At 61.0% G+C, this 19943-nt stretch carries 21 protein-coding genes; 9 read left to right on the top strand and 12 right to left on the bottom strand.

Features of this window, described 5'->3' with window-relative positions; genetic code table 11:
* The first annotated feature begins 64 nt into the window (after window positions 1-64).
* The 3 genes from BLP99_RS24575 to BLP99_RS24565 all read left to right on the top strand — a co-directional run bounded on the left by BLP99_RS24575 (window position 65) and on the right by BLP99_RS24565 (window position 4572).
* Window positions 65-661, top strand: a complete 597-nt coding sequence (locus BLP99_RS24575) for a superoxide dismutase (protein WP_072398847.1) — start codon at window positions 65-67, stop codon at window positions 659-661.
* A gap of 309 nt (window positions 662-970) precedes the next feature.
* Window positions 971-3022, top strand: a complete 2052-nt coding sequence (locus tag BLP99_RS24570) for a putative bifunctional diguanylate cyclase/phosphodiesterase (RefSeq protein WP_072398848.1) — start codon at window positions 971-973, stop codon at window positions 3020-3022.
* Window positions 3023-3228: 206 nt separating this feature from the next.
* Window positions 3229-4572 (top strand): imelysin family protein, encoded by a 1344-nt coding sequence (locus tag BLP99_RS24565; protein ID WP_072398849.1) that lies wholly within the window; start codon window positions 3229-3231, stop codon window positions 4570-4572.
* Window positions 4573-4842: 270 nt separating this feature from the next.
* On the opposite strand, the gene BLP99_RS24560 is transcribed toward BLP99_RS24565, so the two are convergent.
* From BLP99_RS24560 to BLP99_RS24545, 4 genes are all read right to left on the bottom strand, one after another.
* The gene (locus tag BLP99_RS24560) at window positions 4843-6081 is read right to left on the bottom strand and encodes an RNA polymerase sigma factor (RefSeq protein ID WP_072398850.1); all 1239 of its coding nucleotides are present in this window, start codon (window positions 6079-6081) and stop codon (window positions 4843-4845) included.
* A complete protein-coding gene (locus tag BLP99_RS24555; protein ID WP_092182004.1) occupies window positions 6081-6557 on the bottom strand; it encodes an SRPBCC family protein in 477 nt (158 codons plus the stop codon). The genes BLP99_RS24560 and BLP99_RS24555 overlap by 1 nt, the downstream gene beginning before the upstream one ends.
* Before the next feature lie 27 nt (window positions 6558-6584).
* The gene (locus BLP99_RS24550) at window positions 6585-6929 is read right to left on the bottom strand and encodes a YciI family protein (RefSeq protein ID WP_072398852.1); all 345 of its coding nucleotides are present in this window, start codon (window positions 6927-6929) and stop codon (window positions 6585-6587) included.
* Between the two features lie 67 nt (window positions 6930-6996).
* Window positions 6997-7431: a YybH family protein gene (locus BLP99_RS24545; RefSeq protein WP_072398853.1), complete on the bottom strand. Its 435-nt coding sequence runs from the start codon at window positions 7429-7431 to the stop codon at window positions 6997-6999.
* 140 nt (window positions 7432-7571) lie between these two features.
* Between BLP99_RS24545 and BLP99_RS24540 the strand changes: the two genes are divergently transcribed.
* Window positions 7572-8057, top strand: coding sequence for a GNAT family N-acetyltransferase (locus tag BLP99_RS24540; protein WP_072398854.1), 486 nt, complete (start codon window positions 7572-7574; stop codon window positions 8055-8057).
* Between the two features lie 9 nt (window positions 8058-8066).
* On the opposite strand, the gene BLP99_RS24535 is transcribed toward BLP99_RS24540, so the two are convergent.
* On the bottom strand, window positions 8067-8555 hold the full coding sequence (locus BLP99_RS24535; protein WP_072398855.1) for a GyrI-like domain-containing protein: 489 nt from the start codon (window positions 8553-8555) through the stop codon (window positions 8067-8069).
* Between the two features lie 79 nt (window positions 8556-8634).
* Entirely contained in the window at window positions 8635-9297 is a 663-nt protein-coding gene (locus tag BLP99_RS24530; RefSeq protein WP_072459491.1) for a LysE family translocator, read from the bottom strand.
* Window positions 9298-9503: 206 nt separating this feature from the next.
* Here BLP99_RS24530 and alaC point away from each other — a divergent pair, with 206 nt between their 5' ends.
* Complete coding sequence (gene alaC / locus BLP99_RS24525; RefSeq protein ID WP_072398857.1) at window positions 9504-10721, top strand: alanine transaminase; 1218 nt, start codon at window positions 9504-9506, stop codon at window positions 10719-10721.
* 74 nt (window positions 10722-10795) lie between these two features.
* On the opposite strand, the gene BLP99_RS24520 is transcribed toward alaC, so the two are convergent.
* On the bottom strand, window positions 10796-12148 hold the full coding sequence (locus tag BLP99_RS24520; RefSeq protein WP_053146231.1) for a GntP family permease: 1353 nt from the start codon (window positions 12146-12148) through the stop codon (window positions 10796-10798).
* A gap of 92 nt (window positions 12149-12240) precedes the next feature.
* Window positions 12241-12774 (bottom strand): gluconokinase, encoded by a 534-nt coding sequence (locus BLP99_RS24515; protein ID WP_072398858.1) that lies wholly within the window; start codon window positions 12772-12774, stop codon window positions 12241-12243.
* Window positions 12775-12990: 216 nt separating this feature from the next.
* Between BLP99_RS24515 and BLP99_RS24510 the strand changes: the two genes are divergently transcribed.
* From BLP99_RS24510 to BLP99_RS24500, 3 genes are all read left to right on the top strand, one after another.
* The gene (locus BLP99_RS24510; RefSeq protein ID WP_072459492.1) at window positions 12991-14022 is read left to right on the top strand and encodes an HTH-type transcriptional regulator GntR; all 1032 of its coding nucleotides are present in this window, start codon (window positions 12991-12993) and stop codon (window positions 14020-14022) included.
* 167 nt (window positions 14023-14189) lie between these two features.
* A complete protein-coding gene (locus BLP99_RS24505; protein WP_072398860.1) occupies window positions 14190-14741 on the top strand; it encodes a hypothetical protein in 552 nt (183 codons plus the stop codon).
* A 288-nt stretch (window positions 14742-15029) separates the two neighbouring features.
* The gene (locus BLP99_RS24500; protein WP_072459493.1) at window positions 15030-15452 is read left to right on the top strand and encodes a GNAT family N-acetyltransferase; all 423 of its coding nucleotides are present in this window, start codon (window positions 15030-15032) and stop codon (window positions 15450-15452) included.
* Between the two features lie 116 nt (window positions 15453-15568).
* Here the strand turns inward: BLP99_RS24500 and def are convergent, their stop codons facing one another.
* The 3 genes from def to BLP99_RS24485 all read right to left on the bottom strand — a co-directional run bounded on the left by def (window position 15569) and on the right by BLP99_RS24485 (window position 17423).
* Entirely contained in the window at window positions 15569-16108 is a 540-nt protein-coding gene (def, locus tag BLP99_RS24495) for a peptide deformylase (protein WP_072398862.1), read from the bottom strand.
* Window positions 16105-17055, bottom strand: coding sequence for a YihY/virulence factor BrkB family protein (locus BLP99_RS24490; protein ID WP_072398863.1), 951 nt, complete (start codon window positions 17053-17055; stop codon window positions 16105-16107). Before BLP99_RS24490 ends, def begins: the two co-directional genes overlap by 4 nt.
* Before the next feature lie 176 nt (window positions 17056-17231).
* Window positions 17232-17423, bottom strand: coding sequence for a CsbD family protein (locus BLP99_RS24485; RefSeq protein WP_053146213.1), 192 nt, complete (start codon window positions 17421-17423; stop codon window positions 17232-17234).
* A 194-nt stretch (window positions 17424-17617) separates the two neighbouring features.
* Between BLP99_RS24485 and BLP99_RS24480 the strand changes: the two genes are divergently transcribed.
* On the top strand, window positions 17618-17995 hold the full coding sequence (locus BLP99_RS24480) for a hypothetical protein (RefSeq protein WP_072459494.1): 378 nt from the start codon (window positions 17618-17620) through the stop codon (window positions 17993-17995).
* Between the two features lie 97 nt (window positions 17996-18092).
* Here the strand turns inward: BLP99_RS24480 and fadD1 are convergent, their stop codons facing one another.
* Window positions 18093-19784: a long-chain-fatty-acid--CoA ligase FadD1 gene (fadD1, locus tag BLP99_RS24475; RefSeq protein WP_072398865.1), complete on the bottom strand. Its 1692-nt coding sequence runs from the start codon at window positions 19782-19784 to the stop codon at window positions 18093-18095.
* Between the last annotated feature and the right edge of the window lie 159 nt (window positions 19785-19943).

The following is a 19943-nucleotide window of genomic DNA, read 5'->3' as shown; positions in this document are numbered from 1 at the left end:
GCTTGTCTGGCCGCCCGTGATCGGCCTTGCGCTCACCGCAACTGACCTGATTAGGAGAATCACCATGGCTTTCGAATTGCCGCCGCTGCCCTACGCACACGATGCACTGCAGCCGCACATCTCCAAAGAGACTCTGGAATACCACCACGACAAGCACCACAACACCTATGTCGTGAACCTGAACAACCTGGTGCCAGGCACCGAGTTCGAAGGCAAGACCCTGGAAGAAATTGTCAAGACTTCCTCGGGCGGTATCTTCAACAACGCCGCTCAGGTCTGGAACCACACCTTTTACTGGAACTGCCTGGCCCCTGACGCCGGCGGTCAGCCTACCGGCGCCCTGGCCGAAGCCATCAACAAAGCCTTCGGTTCGTTCGACAAGTTCAAGGAAGAGTTCAGCAAGACGTCCATCGGCACCTTCGGCTCCGGCTGGGGCTGGCTGGTGAAGAAAGCCGACGGCTCCCTGGCCCTGGCCAGCACCATCGGCGCCGGCAACCCGCTGACCAGCGGCGACACCCCGCTGCTGACCTGCGACGTCTGGGAGCACGCCTACTACATCGACTACCGCAACCTTCGTCCGAAATACGTCGAAGCGTTCTGGAACCTGGTCAACTGGAAATTCGTGGCCGAGCAGTTCGAAGGCAAGACCTTCACTGCCTGATTGCCGAAGCCAGATCCAAGAGAACCCGGCGCCTCGCCGGGTTTTTTTTACCTTGCGTGAATGCCTTCGCAAGTCAGCGGGCCAGGAACGACCTCACGTCCGAATTCCAATAAAAAATCCCCCGAGGGCTCAAGTTGCGCCCCCCTCCAACCGACACAATGGGCGTAGAGCAATCACTCTGAAAGAACCGTATATCGGCCATGTTCCAGGCGAAATTCCTTGTGTTTGATTGTCCCTTTGACTGACATCACAGGATTGCCAATACTCATGGCAACTTGACGCTACCCGCACGGTACAAGGAATCCCTCTTTGAAGCTGGAATTAAAGAACAGCTTGTCTGTGAAGTTGCTCCGGGTCGTGCTCATCTCGGCATTGATCGTTGGCGTGGTCTTGAGCTGCGCCCAGATCGTGTTCGATGCCTACAAAACCAACCAGGCCGTCTCCAGCGACGCCCAGCGCATTCTCGACATGTTCCGCGATCCCTCGACCCAGGCCGTCTACAGCCTCGATCGGGAGATGGGCATGCAAGTGATCGAGGGACTGTTCCAGGACAGGGCCGTGCGCATGGCCTCCATCGGCCACCCCCGCGAAACCATGCTCGCCGAAAAAAGCCGCCCCTTGCAGGAATCGGAGAGCCGCTGGCTGACCGATCTCATCCTGGACAAGGAGCGGACCTTCACTACCCAACTGGTGGGCCGCGGCCCCTACAGCGAATACTACGGCGACCTGAGCATCACCCTCGATACCGCCAGCTATGGCCACAGTTTCATCGTCAGCTCGGTGATCATCTTCATTTCCGGCATGCTGCGCGCCCTGGCGATGGGCCTGGTGCTGTACCTGGTCTATCACTGGATGCTGACCAAGCCCCTGTCGCGCATCATCGAACACCTGACCGAAATCAACCCCGACCGCCCCAGCGAACACCAGATTCCTCAATTGCGAGGCCATGAGCAGAACGAGCTGGGCCTGTGGATCAATACGGCCAACCAGTTGCTCGCCTCCATCGAGCGCAACACGCACCTGCGCCACGAGGCGGAAAACAGCCTGCTGAGAATGGCCCAGTACGATTTTCTCACCGGCCTGCCCAACCGCCAGCAACTCCAGCAGCAACTGGACAAGATCCTGGTGGACGCAGGACGCCTGCAACGCCGGGTGGCAGTGCTGTGCGTAGGCCTGGACGACTTCAAGGGCATCAACGAACAGTTCAGCTACCAGACCGGCGACCAGCTGCTGCTGGCCCTGGCCGATCGGCTGCGAGCCCACAGCGGACGCCTGGGCGCCCTGGCACGGCTGGGGGGCGACCAATTCGCCCTGGTCCAGGCCGACATCGAACAACCTTACGAAGCCGCCGAGCTGGCCCAGAGCATTCTCGATGACCTGGAAGCGCCCTTCGTCCTTGACGACCATGAAATCCGCCTGCGGGCCACCATCGGCATCACCCTTTTTCCCGAGGACGGTGGCAGTACCGAGAAGCTGCTGCAAAAAGCCGAGCAGACCATGACCCTGGCCAAGACTCGCTCGCGCAATCGTTATCAGTTCTACATCGCCAGTGTCGACAGCGAAATGCGCCGACGCCGCGAGTTGGAAAAAGACCTGCGCGAAGCCCTGATCCGCGACCAGTTCACCCTCGTGTATCAACCGCAGATCAGCTATCGCGACCTGCGGGTGGTGGGTACCGAAGCCCTGATCCGCTGGCATCATCCGGAACACGGCTTCGTGCCACCCGACCTGTTCATTCCCCTGGCCGAGCAGAACGGCACCATCATCGCCATCGGCGAATGGGTGCTGGACCAGGCCTGCAAGCAACTGCGCGAATGGCACGACCAGGGGTTCATCGAACTGCGCATGGCGGTCAACCTGTCCACCGTGCAACTGCACCACGCCGAACTGCCGCGGGTGGTGAACAACCTGTTGCAGCGGTACCGCTTGCCGCCTCGCAGCCTGGAACTGGAAGTCACCGAAACCGGCCTGATGGAAGACATCACCACTGCCGCCCAGCATCTGCTGAGCCTGCGCCGTTCCGGTGCGCTGATCGCCATCGATGACTTCGGCACCGGCTATTCGTCCCTGAGTTACCTCAAGAGCCTGCCGCTGGACAAGATCAAGATCGACAAGAGCTTCGTCCAGGACCTGCTGGAAGACGAGGACGACGCGACCATCGTGCGGGCCATCATCCAGCTGGGCAAGAGCCTGGGGATGCAGGTGATTGCCGAAGGTGTGGAGACGGTCGAGCAGGAGGCCTACATCATCTCCGAAGGCTGCCACGAAGGTCAGGGCTACTACTACAGCAAACCCCTGCCGGCGCGGGAGCTGGGCGCTTACCTGAAACAGGCGCAACGCAGCAAGGCCCTCACTCTCTGAATACCTGAAAGACCACGGCTGGTTCGGTGCCTGCGGGGAACGGAAATGCCCCCGCAAAACGCCGGGCAAGGCTGTGATCTTTCATGAATGAACAAGAAATATTTACAGTCACGCCCTTTACACATAATGCAAATCTTTCGCATTATGTCGCACCTTTGCGCGCCCTCGCGCCAGTCCCCATTCATTACCGAAGCAGGATGTTTGCCATGATTCGTATGCCTCTGGCTTCCGCCAGTCTGCTGGCCATCGCTATTTCCCTCGCCGGTTGCGGCGAAGGCAAGGACAAGGCTGCCGCGCCGCAAGCGCCGACGCCGGCCGCCAGCACTGCGGCACCGGCCGCCCCTGCTGCCAGCGGCAAAGTCGACGAAGCCGCCGCCAAGGCCGTTGTCGCGCATTACGCCGACATCGTCTATGCCGTCTACAGCGATGCCGAATCCACCGCGAAAACCCTGCAGACCGCCATCGATGCATTCCTGGCCAAGCCAAACGCCGAGACCCTGAAAGCCGCCAAGGCAGCCTGGGTCGCCGCACGCGTGCCTTACCTGCAGAGCGAAGTGTTCCGCTTCGGCAACACCATCGTCGACGACTGGGAAGGCCAGGTGAACGCATGGCCCCTGGACGAAGGCCTGATCGACTATGTCGACAAGTCCTACGAGCACGCCTTGGGTAACCCGGGCGCCACGGCCAACATCATCGCCAATACCGAAGTCCAGGTGGGCGAAGACAAGGTCGACGTGAAGGACATCACCCCGGAAAAACTCGCCAGCCTCAATGAGCTGGGCGGTTCCGAGGCGAACGTCGCCACCGGTTACCATGCCATCGAATTCCTGCTGTGGGGCCAGGACCTCAACGGCACCGGCCCGGGTGCGGGCAACCGTCCGGCTTCGGACTACCTGGAAGGCGCCGGCGCCACCGGCGGCCACAACGACCGTCGCCGCGCCTACCTCAAGGCCGTGACCCAACTGCTGGTCAGCGACCTGGAAGAAATGGTCGGCAACTGGAAGCCGAACGTGGCCGACAACTACCGCGCCACCCTGGAAGCGGAACCTGCCGAAACCGGCCTGCGCAAGATGCTGTTCGGCATGGGCAGCCTGTCCCTGGGCGAACTGGCGGGCGAGCGCATGAAAGTGTCCCTGGAAGCCAATTCGCCAGAAGACGAGCAGGATTGCTTCAGCGACAACACCCATTACTCGCACTTCTACGATGCCAAGGGCATACGTAACGTCTACCTGGGCGAATACACCCGCGTCGATGGCACCAAGATGACTGGCGCCAGCCTGTCGTCTCTGGTGGCCAAGGCCGATCCGGCCGTCGACACCACCCTGAAGGCCGAGCTGGCCGATACCGAAGCCAAGATCCAGGTCATGGTCGATCACGCCAACAAGGGTGAGCACTACGACCAGTTGATCGCCGCAGGCAACACCGCGGGCAACCAGATCGTGCGCGACGCCATCGCCGCGCTGGTCAAGCAGACCGGTTCGATCGAACAGGCCGCCGGCAAGCTGGGCATCAGCGACCTGAACCCGGACAACGCCGATCACGAGTTCTGATCGACGCTGGCTGGCTGCGGTTCAACGCAGCCAGCCAAGCCACAAAACCTGTGGGAGCGGGCTTGCTCGCGATAGGGGTCTGTCAGTCGATATAGAGACTGGCTGGTCTACCGTTATCGCAAGCTAGCTCGCTCCCACTGTGGTTTCTGGTATTTCAAAAATGCGAGATCAGTCATCGCCCCCCTTGCTCGCGATGGGGGCATCTCAGTCGATGTGTCTGGTCTTCCGCCATCGCCAGCAGGCTCGCTACCACAAGGGGGTCACTGTGGTTCATGACTGCAACCCCGCAAGCCGTCCTTCGATAAACCGCCGTTCCGGCAATTGCTGCGTCAATTCAAGGGCACGTCGATAAGCCGTCCGCGCCTCATCCATCCGTCCCAATTGCCGACAGAATTCGGCCCGCGCCGAATAGGCCAAGTGGTAGTCGAGCAACTCGCCACGCGCCAGGATCGCGTCGATCAAGCCCAGGCCGGCCGCCGGTCCGTCGCGCTTGGCCAGGGCGGCCGCACGGTTGAGTTCGATCACCGGCGATGGCATCGCCCGCAGGAGTACATCGTATAGCCCGACGATCTGCGGCCAGTCGGTGTCCGCTGCGTTGGGGGCTTCGGCGTGGACCGCGGCAATCGCCGCTTGCAGGCAATAAGGTCCGAACCGACGGGTATTCAATGCGGCTTCCACCAAGGCACAGCCTTCGGCTATCAATTGCGCGTCCCACAAGGAGCGGTCCTGCTCATCCAGCAGGACCAGCTCACCAGTGGCCGAGGTGCGCGCCGGCCGCCGGGACTCGTGCAGCAGCATCAACGCCAACAGCCCCATGACCTCGGCTTCCGGCAACAGCTCCATCAACAGGCGCGCAAGGCGAATGGCTTCGCGAGTCAGGTCATCCCGGGTCAGCTCGGCCCCCATCGAGGCCGAATAACCTTCGTTGAACACCAGGTAGATCACCCGCAGCACACTGTCCAGGCGTTCGGGCAGCTCCGAGCGGGCGGGCACCTGATACGGGATTTTCGCATCGCGGATCTTCGCCTTGGCGCGCACGATGCGCTGGGCGATGGCCGCCGGAGCGGCGAGGAAGGCCCGGGCGATTTCCTCGGTGGTCAGGTCGCACACTTCCCGCAAGGTCAGCGGTACCTGGGCATCCGCCGCCAATGCCGGGTGACAGCAGGTGAAAATCAGCCGCAGACGGTCATCTTCCACGTCTTCGTCGCTCCAGTCGGCCTGCTCCAACGTCTCCAGCTGAGCGATCAGCATCGGCTGCGATGCCGCAAAGCGCGCCCGCCTGCGCAGGCTGTCGATCGCCTTGAAGCGCCCGGCGGACACCAGCCAGGCGCGGGGATTGTCCGGCACACCATCGCGTTGCCAGCGCTCGACCGCAATGAAAAAAGCCTCGTGCAGTGCCTCTTCCGCCAGGTCGAAGTCCCCCAGCAGGCGAATCAGTGTCGCCAGGATCCGTCGCGAGTCTTGCCTGTAGACCTGCTCGACCCGCGCCTTGACCGCTTCGGCCGGCATCAATCGGACAGGCCCTGGGTGACCAATGCCTCGAGCCGATCCAGGCTCTGCCCCCAGCCCTCGTGGAACCCCATGGCCTCGTGGGCCTGACGGTCCTCTTCGTTCCAGTGCAAGGCGCGGGCGGTGTAGCGGGTCTTGCCGCCCTCTTCATCGAGCATCACCTCGGCGGTCATGAAGGCCTTGCCGGACGGCAGCCAGCCGGGGAGAAACGCATCGGTGAACACCAGCCGCTGCGGCGCGACGATTTCCAGGAACACCCCCATGGTGGGGTACTCGCTGCCGTCGGGCGCCCGCATCAACGTGCGAAACTGGCCACCGACCCACAGGTCCATCTCGCATTCCGGCGTGGTCATGCCGTGGGGGCCCCACCATTGGACCAGCAGGGCCGGTTCGGTCCAGGCACGGAAGATGTCCTGGCGCGGAGCGGCGATCAAGCGGCTGATGGACAGCTCGAAAGAAGCAGGCTTGAGGTTCATGAACGATATCCTGTTTGTGATTGTTGTTCAGGGGTTCAGTTGGCGTACCGGTCGGACTTCGACACAGCCGACCCGGGCCGCCGGGATATGGCCGGCGACCTGGATGGCCTCGTTCAAGTCCTTGGCGTCGATCAGGTAGAAGCCCGCCAGTTGCTCCTTGGTTTCGGCGAACGGACCATCGGTGATCGACAACTTGCCGCCGCGCATGCGCACCGTGGTGGCGGTCTGCACCGACTCCAGGGCTTCGGCGGCGATCATCCGCCCGCTGCCCTGGATCGACTCGGCATAGGCCATGCACTCGGCGTCCTCCGGGCTGTCGGGGGAGTTGTGCAGCACATGTTCGTTGCTATACACCAGGCATAAGTACTTCATGGAAAGCTCCGTGATCGAACCGATCAACTATGACGGCAGGCGAACGTAATGGTGAAAAAACCGACGATCAGGGCTGCAGATCGAAGAGCGCCGTACCGGCCATCGGGTCGAACGGCGCCGACCAGTGTTCATGGACGATCTTCCACTGTCCGGCCACGCGCCGGTAGCAGGCCGTCACACGCATCCAGCAGGCCTGCTCTTCGCCTTTTTCATTGGTGCCGCCGCAATAGGCCAGCCAGTGGGCGAAAGCGATGCTGTCCGCCGGAGTGATGCTGACCTGATGAAACTCGAACTTGTGCGGGCCGGGGCACATCTCCATGCAGGCCTGCCAATGCGCACGATAAGCAGTCTTGCCCTTGAATTGCAGGGCCTGGATGGCATCGAACGAAACGATGTCCTCATCATAGAGCGCCATGACTTTTTCCACGTCCTTGGCCATGACAGCCTGGCGATAGGTATCGATCAGGGCCTGGATTTCGGTTTCAGTGGCTTGGGTATTCATGCTGGTTCTCCGCGTTTTTTGTTGAAGACATCCCTTGTCGTCTGGAGCAACGGCAAATCGACAACCCAGACAAAAATAATTCAAGGAAAAATAACGCTAGAATCCCTGCCTCATTCTGCCAGCCGACAACGGACGCTTTCGTGACCGCTCAACTCGTCGCCTACGAGCACCTCACCGCTGGCCAGTGCCTGCAAGTGGAGGCGATCGAGGTTCTGCCCCACCAACTCAGGTTCGCCGGCGATATCCACGGTGCGCTGCATATGCTGCTGTCCAGGCCCTGCCCGGGGGTCAAGGGGTTCGCCCTGTTGGCCGATGACGTACCGGTGGCGTTCCTGCTCCTCAAGCGCCCACCGGCCCTGCCGGCCTGGGCCGATGAGCACAGCGCTACGCTACACGCCCTGCAAGTGGATCATCGGGCCCAGGGCAAGGGGCACGGCAAGGCCTGCCTGCGGGCGCTGCCCGCCGTGGCGCGAGCGGCCTGGCCGGAAATCAGGGGGTTGGAACTCTCGGTCGATGCCAGCAACGAATCGGCCATCGGCCTGTACACCCGGTTGGGCTGGGTTGACAGCGGCGAGGCCTACAAGGGCCTCGTCGGGTATGAGCGACGGATGGGCCTGGTACTCTGACCCAGCGCGTTACCTGACTTTGAGCGGTATCCAGATCTCCAGGCTGCCTTCCCCTGTCCTGGGGTTGAAGTCTTCACTGTAGCGCTCGAACTCCGGTTCGTCCGCCGCCTCATGCCCGGACTCGGGCAGCCATTGCTTCCAGATGTACTGGAACGTCTGCGGCAGCGTCTTCAGCGCCCCCCGGTGTTCGAACACCGCATAGTAGGCGGGCTGGATTTCGATCCAGCGGTATTGCTCCGGCAAATCGTCGAGTCGGCCGATCTCCACCCCGGCGATGTATTCGAATCCGCCCTTCCCGTCCGGATTGCAACATACGCCATAGGTCACGTCGCTTTTCTGCCCTGGCACATTACCGAGCCAGGGCAAGAACTTTTCCCAGAGCAAGGGGATATCCTGGGCCGTTTCCGGGGTAAAACGCGCACCGAAACCGGCGATGAGCTTGAAGTGTCCCTGTTCAAAGCGTGGCTCGGCTGTGTACTCGCGTTCGTGCTTTTCCATGCGTCAACACTCCGCAAAACATGAAGTCGGGCTTGGCAGTATAGAAGCCAAACCGTGATTGCCAGGGCCGTTTCGCTTGTCAGTGAACTGGCAGTACAGGCGCGGCAGCTCCACCGACGAACTCGTTGTAGCCAGAAACGATCACGTACACCGCGAAATAACAGAAGATCGCCGCGGATGCCCAATAGGAGTAACGCAGCAGCCTGTCCCCCAGCAATCTGCCGCCCTGGGTCGCTGCCAGGCACAAGCCTGCGCTCCACAGCAGCCCGGCGCAGAGGAACCCGCTGAGGAACAGCGCCGAGCTGAGTACCGTGCCGCCGCCTGAACGGGCGATGAGTGTGCCGCCCACGGCCGCGAACCAGAGGATGGCGCTGGGCGATGACATGGCCAGGAAAATCCCCCGCAAAAATTCCTGGCGCGACGAACTGTCCCGCGCCTCGCTTGCCTGCGCCAGCACTGCGTCGTGATAGATCGCCGAATGGATCATCTTGGCGGCGAAATACAGCAACAACACCGAGCCGCCGATCCAGAGGACCCAGCGTACCGCCTCGTATTGCAGCAGCACGGTCATGCCGGCCAGGGCCAGTACGGCGTAGATCAGGTCCCCCACACAGGTCCCCAGGCCCAGGGCAAACCCCTGGAAATAACCCCGTTGCATGGCCAGGGTGATCATCGCGATGTTGGCCACGCCGATATCCAGGCATAAGGACAGGCTCAGCAGGAAACCGCTGGAAAATTCCATTGTTCATTCCGTTCGAAAGTGTGAAACGAGTCAAGCTGGTCGCTGGCGCCTACAAAGGCCCGCGACCGGGCCGACAGTGTCGTCGAAAATAGTTGTCGGCCGCCACTGGACAATCGCCCCTGCCCACCCTTATCTTGCGCCGCAGGCCACCGCAGTGGCCAACGTCGCTCGGACGGTTCCGGGCGCTCACGTATCTCGAGGCAACAATGGCCGAACAAGGTTCGCCGCGCCGCTTTGCGCGCATCGATCGACTCCCCCCGTATGTATTCAATATCACTGCCGAGCTGAAGATGGCTGCGCGTCGGCGCGGCGAAGACATCATCGACTTGAGCATGGGTAACCCCGACGGCGCCACGCCCCCGCACATCGTGGAAAAACTGGTCACCGTCGCCCAGCGCGAAGACACTCACGGCTACTCCACTTCAAAGGGCATCCCACGCCTGCGCCGCGCCATTTCGCGTTGGTACAAGGACCGCTACGAGGTGGACATCGACCCCGAGAGCGAAGCCATCGTCACCATCGGCTCGAAGGAGGGCCTGGCCCACCTGATGCTGGCAACCCTGGACCAGGGCGACACGGTGCTGGTGCCCAACCCCAGCTACCCGATCCATATCTACGGTGCGGTGATCGCCGGCGCCCAGGTGCGCTCGGTGCCGCTGGTGCCGGGCGTGGATTTCTTCGCTGAACTGGAGCGGGCCATCCGCGGCTCGATCCCCAAGCCGAAGATGATGATCCTCGGCTTCCCCTCCAACCCCACCGCACAATGCGTGGAGCTGGATTTCTTCGAGCGGGTCATCGCCCTGGCCAAGCAGTACGACGTACTGGTGATCCACGACCTGGCCTACGCCGACATCGTCTACGATGGCTGGAAAGCCCCGTCGATCATGCAGGTACCGGGCGCCAAGGACATCGCGGTGGAGTTCTTCACCCTGTCCAAGAGCTACAACATGGCGGGCTGGCGCATCGGCTTCATGGTGGGCAATCCAGAGCTGGTCAGCGCCCTGGCGCGGATCAAGAGCTACCACGACTACGGCACGTTCACCCCGCTGCAAGTGGCGGCCATCGCCGCTCTGGAAGGCGACCAGCAATGCGTGCGCGACATCGCCGAGCAGTACCGCCAACGCCGCAATGTGCTGGTCAAGGGCCTGCATGAGTTGGGCTGGATGGTGGAGAACCCCAAGGCATCGATGTACGTCTGGGCCAGGATCCCCGATGCCTATGCACACCTGGGTTCGCTGGAGTTCGCCAAGAAGCTGTTGGCCGAGGCCAAGGTCTGCGTTTCGCCGGGAGTGGGTTTCGGGGAGTATGGAGACGATCACGTACGCTTCGCACTGATCGAGAACCAGGACCGGATACGCCAGGCCGTGCGTGGAATCCGCGCGATGTTCCGGGCGGATGGGTTAGTCTCGAAGACCAACGGCTAATACAGAGAAAAAATGTGGCGAGGGAGCTTGCTCCTTCGCCACAGATGTTGTCCTGCGCTTATGTTGTGCTGTGCTTAGATCACCAGCGACAACAGCAGGATAAAGATCAGCCCCACCACGGACAGGATGGTTTCCATCGCCGTCCAGGTCTTGAAGGTTTCGGCCACGGTCATGTTGAAGTACTGCTTGACCAGCCAGAAACCCGCATCGTTCACGTGCGACAGGATCAGCGATCCGGCACCGGTGGCCAGGACCAGCAGCTCACGGTTCACACCCGGAATCATCCCTACCACCGGTACCACGATACCGGCACCGGTAATGGTTGCCACGGTCGCCGAACCTGTGGCGATACGGATCACCGCCGCCACCAGCCAGGCCAGCAGGATCGGAGAAATCTGCGCGCTCACGGCCATGTGGCCGATCACGTCACCCACGCCGCTGGTCACCAGCATCTGCTTGAAGCCACCGCCGGCACCGATGATCAGGATGATCGCAGCCGTCGGAGCGAGGCTGGCGTCCAGCCACTTCAGCATCTGGTTGGAACCGATGCCCTGCTTGTAGCCGAAGGTGTACAGCGAGAGCAGCAAGGCCAGCAGCAAGGCCGAGATCGGGTGGCCGATCATGTCCATCCAGACCCGGAAGAGGTTGCCGTCCGGCAGCGCCACATCTGCAAAGGTCTTGAGCAGCATCAGGAATACCGGCGACAGCACGGTGATCAGGGTGATGCTGAAGCTTGGCAGCTCGGCGGCATTCGTCTCCCGGGCCAGTTGGTCCACCAGCTCCTGGTTCGGATGACCGGGAATGTGCTTGGCAATGAACGTACCGAAGATCGGCCCGGCGATGATGGCGGTCGGCAGCGCTACGATCAGGCCGTAGAGAATGGTCTTGCCGATATCAGCGCCGAATATGCCGATCGCCAGCAACGGCCCCGGATGCGGTGGTACCAGGCCATGGACGGCGGAAAGACCGGCCAACAGCGGAATACCGATCTTGATGATCGATACGCCGGTGCGGCGCGCGACGATGAACACCAGCGGGATCAACAGCACGAAGCCGATTTCGAAGAACAGCGGGATGCCCACCAGGAACGCGGCGAACATCATGGCCCATTGCACCTTTTCCCTGCCGAAGGCGCGGATCAGGGTCTGGGCGATCTGATCGGCCCCACCCGATTCGGCCATCATTTTTCCGAGCATCGTACCCAGCGCGAGGATGATGCCGACAAAGCCCAGCACCCCACCGAAGCCGTCCTGGAACGCCTTGATGATAGTGCCGGTCGGCATGCCCGATGTCAGGCCGAGGAACGCGGCGGCGATGGTCAGGGCAATGAAGGGATGGAACTTGAACTTGGTGATGAGGACGATGAGTCCGATCACCGTGACCACTGCATCCAGCAGCAGGAACGTCTCGTGGGACATGCCAAACATGGGGGGTGTCTCCTGATTTGTTGTTGTTATTGAAGCAGTTATTCGTAAGTCATCGGGACAGCGCTGTCTTTCTGACGCAAATTTGTTGCCGGTCAGCTGGCGAGCTTGAGGCCGTGGGCCACCCACCAGACATAAGCCTCACGTGCCAGCTCGTCGACGCTGTGGCTGGATGCATCCAGGGCCAGGGTCAGTGGCTCGCCGACAGGCGACTCGAGGGTGGCGAACTGGCTATCGATCAGGGTCGACGGCATGAAATGGCCCGGACGATGGGAAACCCGGTCGGCAGCCACTTCAGGCGTGAGTTCGAGGAATACGAAGCCCAGGCCCGGCAAGGCGCTGCGCAAGCGTTCGCGATAGCGATGCTTGAGGGCCGAACAGGTCAACACCGGGCGTTCGCCCCTGGCATCGACACGACGCAGTTCTTGGCACAGGCTGTCGAGCCAGCCGGCACGGTCGTCGTCGTTCAAGGGAATACCGGCGCTCATCTTCTGGATGTTGGCCGCAGGATGGAAAGTGTCGCCTTCGATGGCAGTGGCGCCGCTCAACTGGCACAGGGCCTGGCTGACGCATGTCTTGCCGCAACCGGCAACGCCCATGATGACCAGGGCGGTGATGGGATTGTTCATGTAACACCTCAGCGCGCAGACAGCGCTACCTTTGCCAGGTATGACACCAATGCAAAAGCAGAAGTTGCCGACGCCTTCTTGTCATTTTTGTAGTTGCAGCATGTTCGTTCACGACAACCGCGCCACGAGGATCAGGCCAACCCCGTTCACGCATTTGCAGCCACGTCGAGACAGCGCTACCTTAGTGCCTTGATTTTTGTTTGGCAAGCCACCCCGATGACCGCCCCTAAAAACGATAAGAATACACGCACCACCGGCCGCCCTACGCTCAACGAAGTCGCGCGCCTGGCCGGGGTCAGCCCCATCACTGCTTCCCGCGCCCTGCGAGGTGTCAGCACGGTCGCCACCGAACTGGTGGACAAGGTCCGCCAGGCCGCGGTGGAACTCAACTATGTCGTCAACCCCGCCGCCCGTGCACTGGCGTCGGCCCAGAGCCATTCGGTGGTGGTACTGGTGCCATCATTGTCCAACCTGCTGTTCATCGACACCCTGGAAGCCATTCATCGCGTGCTCAGGCCCAAGGGGTTCGAAGTGGTGATCGGCAACTATCACTATTCCCGGGACGAAGAAGAAGACCTGCTGCGCAACTACATGGCCTATCAGCCACGAGGCTTGCTGCTGACCGGTTTCGACCGCACCGAAAGCGCCCGACGCATGATCGAGGCCAGCAACATCCCCTGTGTCTACATGATGGAACTGGACCCCGGCGCGGGCCTGAACTGCGTTGGCTTCTCCCAGCTCAAGGCCGGCGAGACCGCGGCCGAACATCTGATTTCCAGAGGCCGCAAGCGCCTGGCCTACATCGGCGCGCAGCTTGACCAGCGCACCTTGCTGCGCGGCGAAGGCTTTCGCCGGGCCCTGCAGAAAGCCGGATTGTACGACCCGGACCTGGAACTGCTGACACCAAGACCGTCGTCGGTGGGCCTGGGCGGCGAATTGTTTCTTCAACTGCTGGCCAGCCATCCGGATGTGGATGCGATCTTCTTCGGCAACGACGACCTGGCGCACGGCGCCCTTTTCGAAGCACTGCGCTGTGGCATCAGGATTCCCGAGCAGATCTCGGTGCTGGGCTTCAACGACCTGCCCGCTTCGGCCCACATGGTGCCGCGCCTGAGCAGCATCAGCACACCGCGGGAAGCCATCGGGCAACGCGCCGCCGAACAGATGCTGACATTGATGGCCGGAAACCGGATTGCCCAGCCAGTGGTGGACCTGGGTTTCGACCTCAAGATCCGCGAAAGCACCTGACCCTCTGCGCGAGCGGTCATTGCGGTGGGGCCCTGCCGCAGGGCGGCAAGGATTGGCCGCCCGGTCTGCGCCCACCTTAGCTGCAGGGCACGGATTGCGGGGGCCGCCGGAGCCGGCATGGGAATTGCTCCTGCCCACCGCTCAGTCATTACCTACAGGTGTGAATCATGTTGGTCAGTGCAAAACAGCAAATGATTAATCTGCCCCTCAGGCGCGTGGAGGAGGATCCCGCCACACAGGCCGCCAGTGGCCTGCAAAGTGCGGCACTGCAGGCGTTGCGAGACAACATCCAGGCCCAGGCCAGCCAAGGCAGCGCCCAGGTCCAGGAATCCATTACTCGCCAGGCCACGCAGCAGGTCAACGCCAGCACCGCTATCAGCGACAACGTCGATGAGGCCTTCGCCAAGACTCGCGTACAACTGCAAACCGTGGCGTCCGAGGATGCCCGGGCCAACCTGTCCGACAGTCCGGCGATGCAGGCCTTCAAGGACTACATGAGCAAAACGCCTGAGGAACGCCTGCGCGACAGTATTCTTGAGGAAATGGGCATTACCGAGGAGGAGTTCGAGGCGATGCCACCCGAGAAACAACTGGCGGTCAGCCAGGAAATTGCCCAGCGCATGCAGGACAAGTCGGCAATGGCGCAAGTCGAGAAAGCCCAGGCGAAACACCCGGACGACAAGGCCCAGGCCGTGGATACCTTCCTCGCCGCCCTCTGATCCCGGGCGCTTGCCTGCTGCCTTGAGCGAGGGGAACGCCCTCGCTCACACCCGGGGCCCGCCGAGACGGGCCACTCAATGACCGAACAGATTCACCTTCTTGACCTTTTTGTCAGCGCGTTTTTCATCGGCGGTCTTCGCCGGTTTTTTCTTTACCGCCTTTTTTGAATCCATGCCTTTGGCCATGATACGTACTCCACTTATACGGGATGTGGAACCAGGTATACACCTATCGCCGCACTCGCGTTCTTTTATAATCGCCCTCCCCTTATTTCCCGGCGCCCGGCCATGACTGAAATCCGCTACCTGCAGCTCGAAGCCCCGCTGTGGCCGCTGATGAACAAGTTCTACCGCACCCATCAATCGTCGATGAAAGCGGTGCGTGAGGCCCAGCTGTGGGTAGCGCGGCGGGATGAAATCGTCGCGGCCCTGTGCTTGCGCTCGGTGCCAGGCGGGCGTTGGTTGACCGGGTTGTTCGTCGATCCGGCGTACCGCACGCAAGGCATCGCCGCACGCTTGATCGCCGAAGCCATGAAAGGCTTGGAGGAGCCGGTGTGGCTTTTCTGTCATCCAGACTTGCGCGATTTCTATGAGCGGCGCGGGTTCAGCTTCGATCCGGCGCTGCCTTATGCGATGGCCGAGCGCCTGAGCCGGTATGCCCGCAGCAAGCCGATGACTGCGATGGGGTGGGAGCCGCAGCGCCCTTGCTGAGGTCCGACGCAGATCCAACGTGGGAGCGAGCTCGCGATAGCGTCAGGTCTGCTGCATCAATGCCAACCGACACTGCAACCGCGAGCAAGCTCGCTCCCACAGGGTTCGCTGGGGCATCAATCGTCGGCCGTCGGGTCCAGGTCCGGGAACATCACCTCAGTGAAGCCGAACTTGGTGAAATCGGTGATTCGCGAGGGGTACAGACGACCGATCAGGTGATCGCACTCATGCTGCACCACCCGCGCGTGGAAACCGGAGGCCATCCGCACGATCGGCTCTCCCTTGGGATCGAAGCCTTCATAGCGGATGTGCTGGTAACGCTCCACAGCCCCACGCAGGCCCGGTACTGACAGGCACCCTTCGAAGCCCTCTTCCATCAACGGGCTTAGCGGCGTGATCAGCGGGTTGATCAGGATGGTCTGGGGCACTGCCTCGGCATCGGGATAACGCTCGCTGTGCTCGAAACCGAAGATCACCAGTTGCAGGTCCACACCGATCTGCGGCGCCGCCAGCCCGACCCCACCAACGCTTTCCATGGTCTGGAACATGTCGTCGATCAATTGCCACAACTGCGGACTGTCGAACATGTCGACAGGCACCGGCGGAGCGATGCGCAGCAGGCGTTCATCGCCCATTTTCAGGATTTCACGAATCATGGTCGGGCTTCGTCAGGGTGGGGGTGATGGATGGAATGGTCGCGCCCAAGGCCCGACACATGCTGTTTTTCGTGCTGGCCTGGGCTCTTTTCCCCAGGGTCCTTGCCCTCGGAAGACATGTGCTCGATCACCGCATTCATCTCTGCGCCGAGCAACAGCACCGCCGAAGAAATATAGAAGTACAGCAACAGCACGATGATCGCACCGATACTGCCATACATGGCGTTGTAGTTGGCAAAGGTCTTGACGTAAAACGCAAAGCCCAGGGAAGCGATGATCCACACCACCACCGCCAGCACCGAACCCGGCGTGATGAAGCGAAACTCCTGCTTGACGTCGGGCATTACGTAATAGATCAGCGCTACGGCCACCATCAGCAGGAAGACGATCACCGGCCAGCGCACGATGGTCCAGACCGTGACAATGAACTCCTCCAGCCCCACCTGCGCCGCGATCCAGCCCATCACCTGCGGTCCGAGCACCATCAACGCCGCAGCCGCCAAAAGCATGCCGGCGATGCCGACCGTGTACAGAATCGACAGCGGGAAGCGTTTCCAGGCCGGACGCCCTTCCACCACGTCGTAGGCGGCGTTCATCGCACTCATCATCAAGCGCACACCCGCCGAGGCGGTCCACAAGGCAATGACGATACCCACCGACAACAACCCACCCTTGGATTGCTGCAACTGATCGATCACCGGGTTGACCTGCTCCAGGGCCTGGGGCGGCAGCACCAGTTCCGATTGCAGGCGCAGCCAGGAGAAGAAATCCGGCAGGTGCAGGAAGCCGATCAAGGCGATCAGGAAGAGAATGAAGGGGAACAGCGAAAACAGCATCTGGTAGGCCAATGCCGAGGCGTAGGTCGACATCTCGTCGTCGAGAAACTCGGTCACGGTACGCATCATCACACGATGAAGGGGTAAGCCTTTCAAGGCCGGAAACATCATGTGCGTCTCCTTTCGCCGCAAAAAAGGAAGGTCGCCTGGCGACTCATGGGGTTGTTATCCAAGACAAAGTAACCTGTTTGGCGACTTTGGAACAATTTCCCAGGTGCAAGTTCGAGCCGACATGAAAACGGCCACCCGCAGATGGCCGTTCCAATCGTTTTTTCACGACAGCCCGGTTAAGCCTCGTCGACGCCTTTCTTGAGCGCGTCCTTGGCCTTGCCTGCGGTTTGCTGGGCCTCACCTTTTTTCTCTTGCACTACGCCCTCGGCGCGCATGCGGTCGTTATCGGTGGCCTTGCCGACGCCTTGCTTGATGTTGCCGACAGCTTCGTTGGCAACGCCCTTCACCTTATCGCTCGTGCTACCCATGATGTCTCTCCTGTGAACAACGGTACGAAAAGTCATTACATAAGGGTTGACCGGGGCCGTTTGCGGGGAGTTTCATTTTTCGGCGGCATATTTCATCGTCGAATGCAGGTTGCGCTTTATGTTTGCCGACCAACCCCCGAGAATGCCCCATGTATTCGGGCTGCGGCCTGAAGCTCCAATCCCGTAGGAATGTTATGAAACTCGATAAGAAACAGGCCATCGCCCGCAGGAACCAGCAACTGGGCGGTGCCGTACTGGGCGTCAATAATTGCCACTTCAGCGAATTGAACCGCAACCGCAACATCTTCTGGTTCAACATCCCGGTGACACGCCTGGCCGTCGGTCAGTACGAATGGGTCCATCTGTTGCTGCACACTCCGGCCACTGACGAGCTGCTGCACTTGAAGGTACCGACCGTGTTCCTGCGGGAAAAGATGGAAGGCCTGGAAGTACGTAACCAGGGCAAGCGCAAGGCAGCCCTGAGCCTGGAGCTGAGCGCCGACAAGGACTCTTACCTGCAGGACATGCGTCCTGGAGGCACCAATCTGGATTTCGCACCGTTCCGGTTGTAACCCACCGCCGATGACCGTCCCCACAAAGACGGTCTCGCTTCAGGTAATCGCCCAAGAAAAAGCCCCGCTTCGGCGGGGCTTTTGTCTGACGGCAATTCTACTTCTTCACACCCAGCTTCCTGAGTTCCTCGTCACGCAACTCGCGCCGCAGGATCTTGCCCACGTTGGTCGTTGGCAGCGCGTCGCGGAACTCGACGGCCTTGGGCACCTTGTAGCCAGTGACGTTGGCACGCATGTGCTCCATGACCTGTTCCTTGGTCAGCGTGGCCCCCGGACGGACGACGATGAAAATCTTGATCGCCTCGCCTGACTTCTCGTCCGGTATGCCGATGGCGGCGCATTGCAGCACCCCCGGCAGGGTCGCCAGCACATCTTCCAGTTCATTGGGGTACACGTTGAAACCCGAGATCAGGATCATGTCCTTTTTGCGATCCACGATACGCATGTAGCCGTCCGGCTGGATCAGCGCGATATCGCCCGTCCTGAGCCAGCCTTCGCTGTCGAGGATCTCATCGGTCGCCTCCTGGCGCTGCCAATAGCCCTTCATGACCTGCGGCCCTTTCACGCACAGCTCGCCGATCTCGCCCAGCGGTTTTTCCACGCCCGCGTCGTCGATGATCTTGCACAGGGTCGACGGCACCGGGATCCCGATGGTCCCGATCTGGATGTTCTGGATCGGGTTGACCGTGGCCACCGGACTGGTTTCGGTCATGCCGTAGCCTTCGCAGATCGGGCAACCGGTCACTTCCTTCCAACGCTCGGCCGCCGCCAGTTGCAAGGCCATGCCGCCGGACAGGGTGATCTTCAGTGCCGAGAAGTCCAGCTTGCGGAAGCCTTCGTTGTTGCACAGGGCCACGAACAGCGTATTGAGGCCAACGAAACCGCTGAATTTCCACTTCGACAGTTCCTTGACCATCGCCGGAAGATCCCGCGGGTTGCTGATCAGGATGTTGTGGTTGCCGATCAGCATCATCGCCATGCAATGAAAGGTGAACGCATAGATGTGGTACAGCGGTAGCGGCGTGATCAGCACTTCGCAACCTTCATTGAGGTTGGAGCCCATCAACGCCTTGCACTGCAGCATGTTCGCCACCAGGTTGCGGTGGCTGAGCATCGCGCCCTTGGCCACGCCGGTGGTGCCACCGGTGTATTGCAACACAGCCACATCGTCGCTGGTGGGGTTGGCTTCGTTGATTGGCTGGCCGTGGCCCTTGCTCAGCACATCGTTGAACTTGACGGCCTTGGGCAAGTGATAGGCCGGAACCATCTTCTTGACGTACTTGATCACGCTGTTGATCAACAGACGCTTGAGCGGCGGCAGCAGGTCGGCGACTTCAGTGACAATGACGTGCTTGACGCCGGTCTTGGGCACCACGGCCTCGGCCAGGTGCGCCATGTTCGCCAGGCATACCAGCGCCTTGGCGCCGGAATCGTTGAACTGGTGTTCCATCTCCCGCGCGGTGTACAGCGGGTTGGTGTTGACCACGATGAGGCCGGCGCGAATGGCGCCGAACACGGCCACCGGATACTGGAGAACGTTAGGCAGTTGCACGGCGATTCGATCGCCAGGCTGCAAATCGGTATGCTGTTGCAGATACGCGGCAAAGGCACCGGACAATTCGTAGAGTTCACCGTAGGTGATTGTCTTGCCGAGGTTGCTGAATGCCGGCTTGTCGGCGAAGCGTTGGCAGGACTGCTTCAACACCGCCTGAATATTCGGATACTCGTCTGGATTGATGTCGGCAGCAATCCCAGCTGGGTACTTATCCTTCCAAAAGTCTTCAATCATGGAAGCCCACTCCTCAGCAACGCGAATTCTCACCGCATTTGATGCGATTATTATTGGTGTGTGTTTGTTGGTGAATCTGGCTTGAATCAAGGCCGAGAAGTCACAAAAGCGCGCCGAGAGTAGCAGCTTTGCCAAGGGCCGACCAGAGCCAAAATAGGC

Source organism: Pseudomonas sp. NFACC32-1 (assembly GCF_900101215.1).
Classification (GTDB): domain Bacteria; phylum Pseudomonadota; class Gammaproteobacteria; order Pseudomonadales; family Pseudomonadaceae; genus Aquipseudomonas.
The sequence above is the reverse complement of the archived record's forward strand: the minus strand, read 5'-3'. Positions and strand labels throughout refer to the sequence as shown.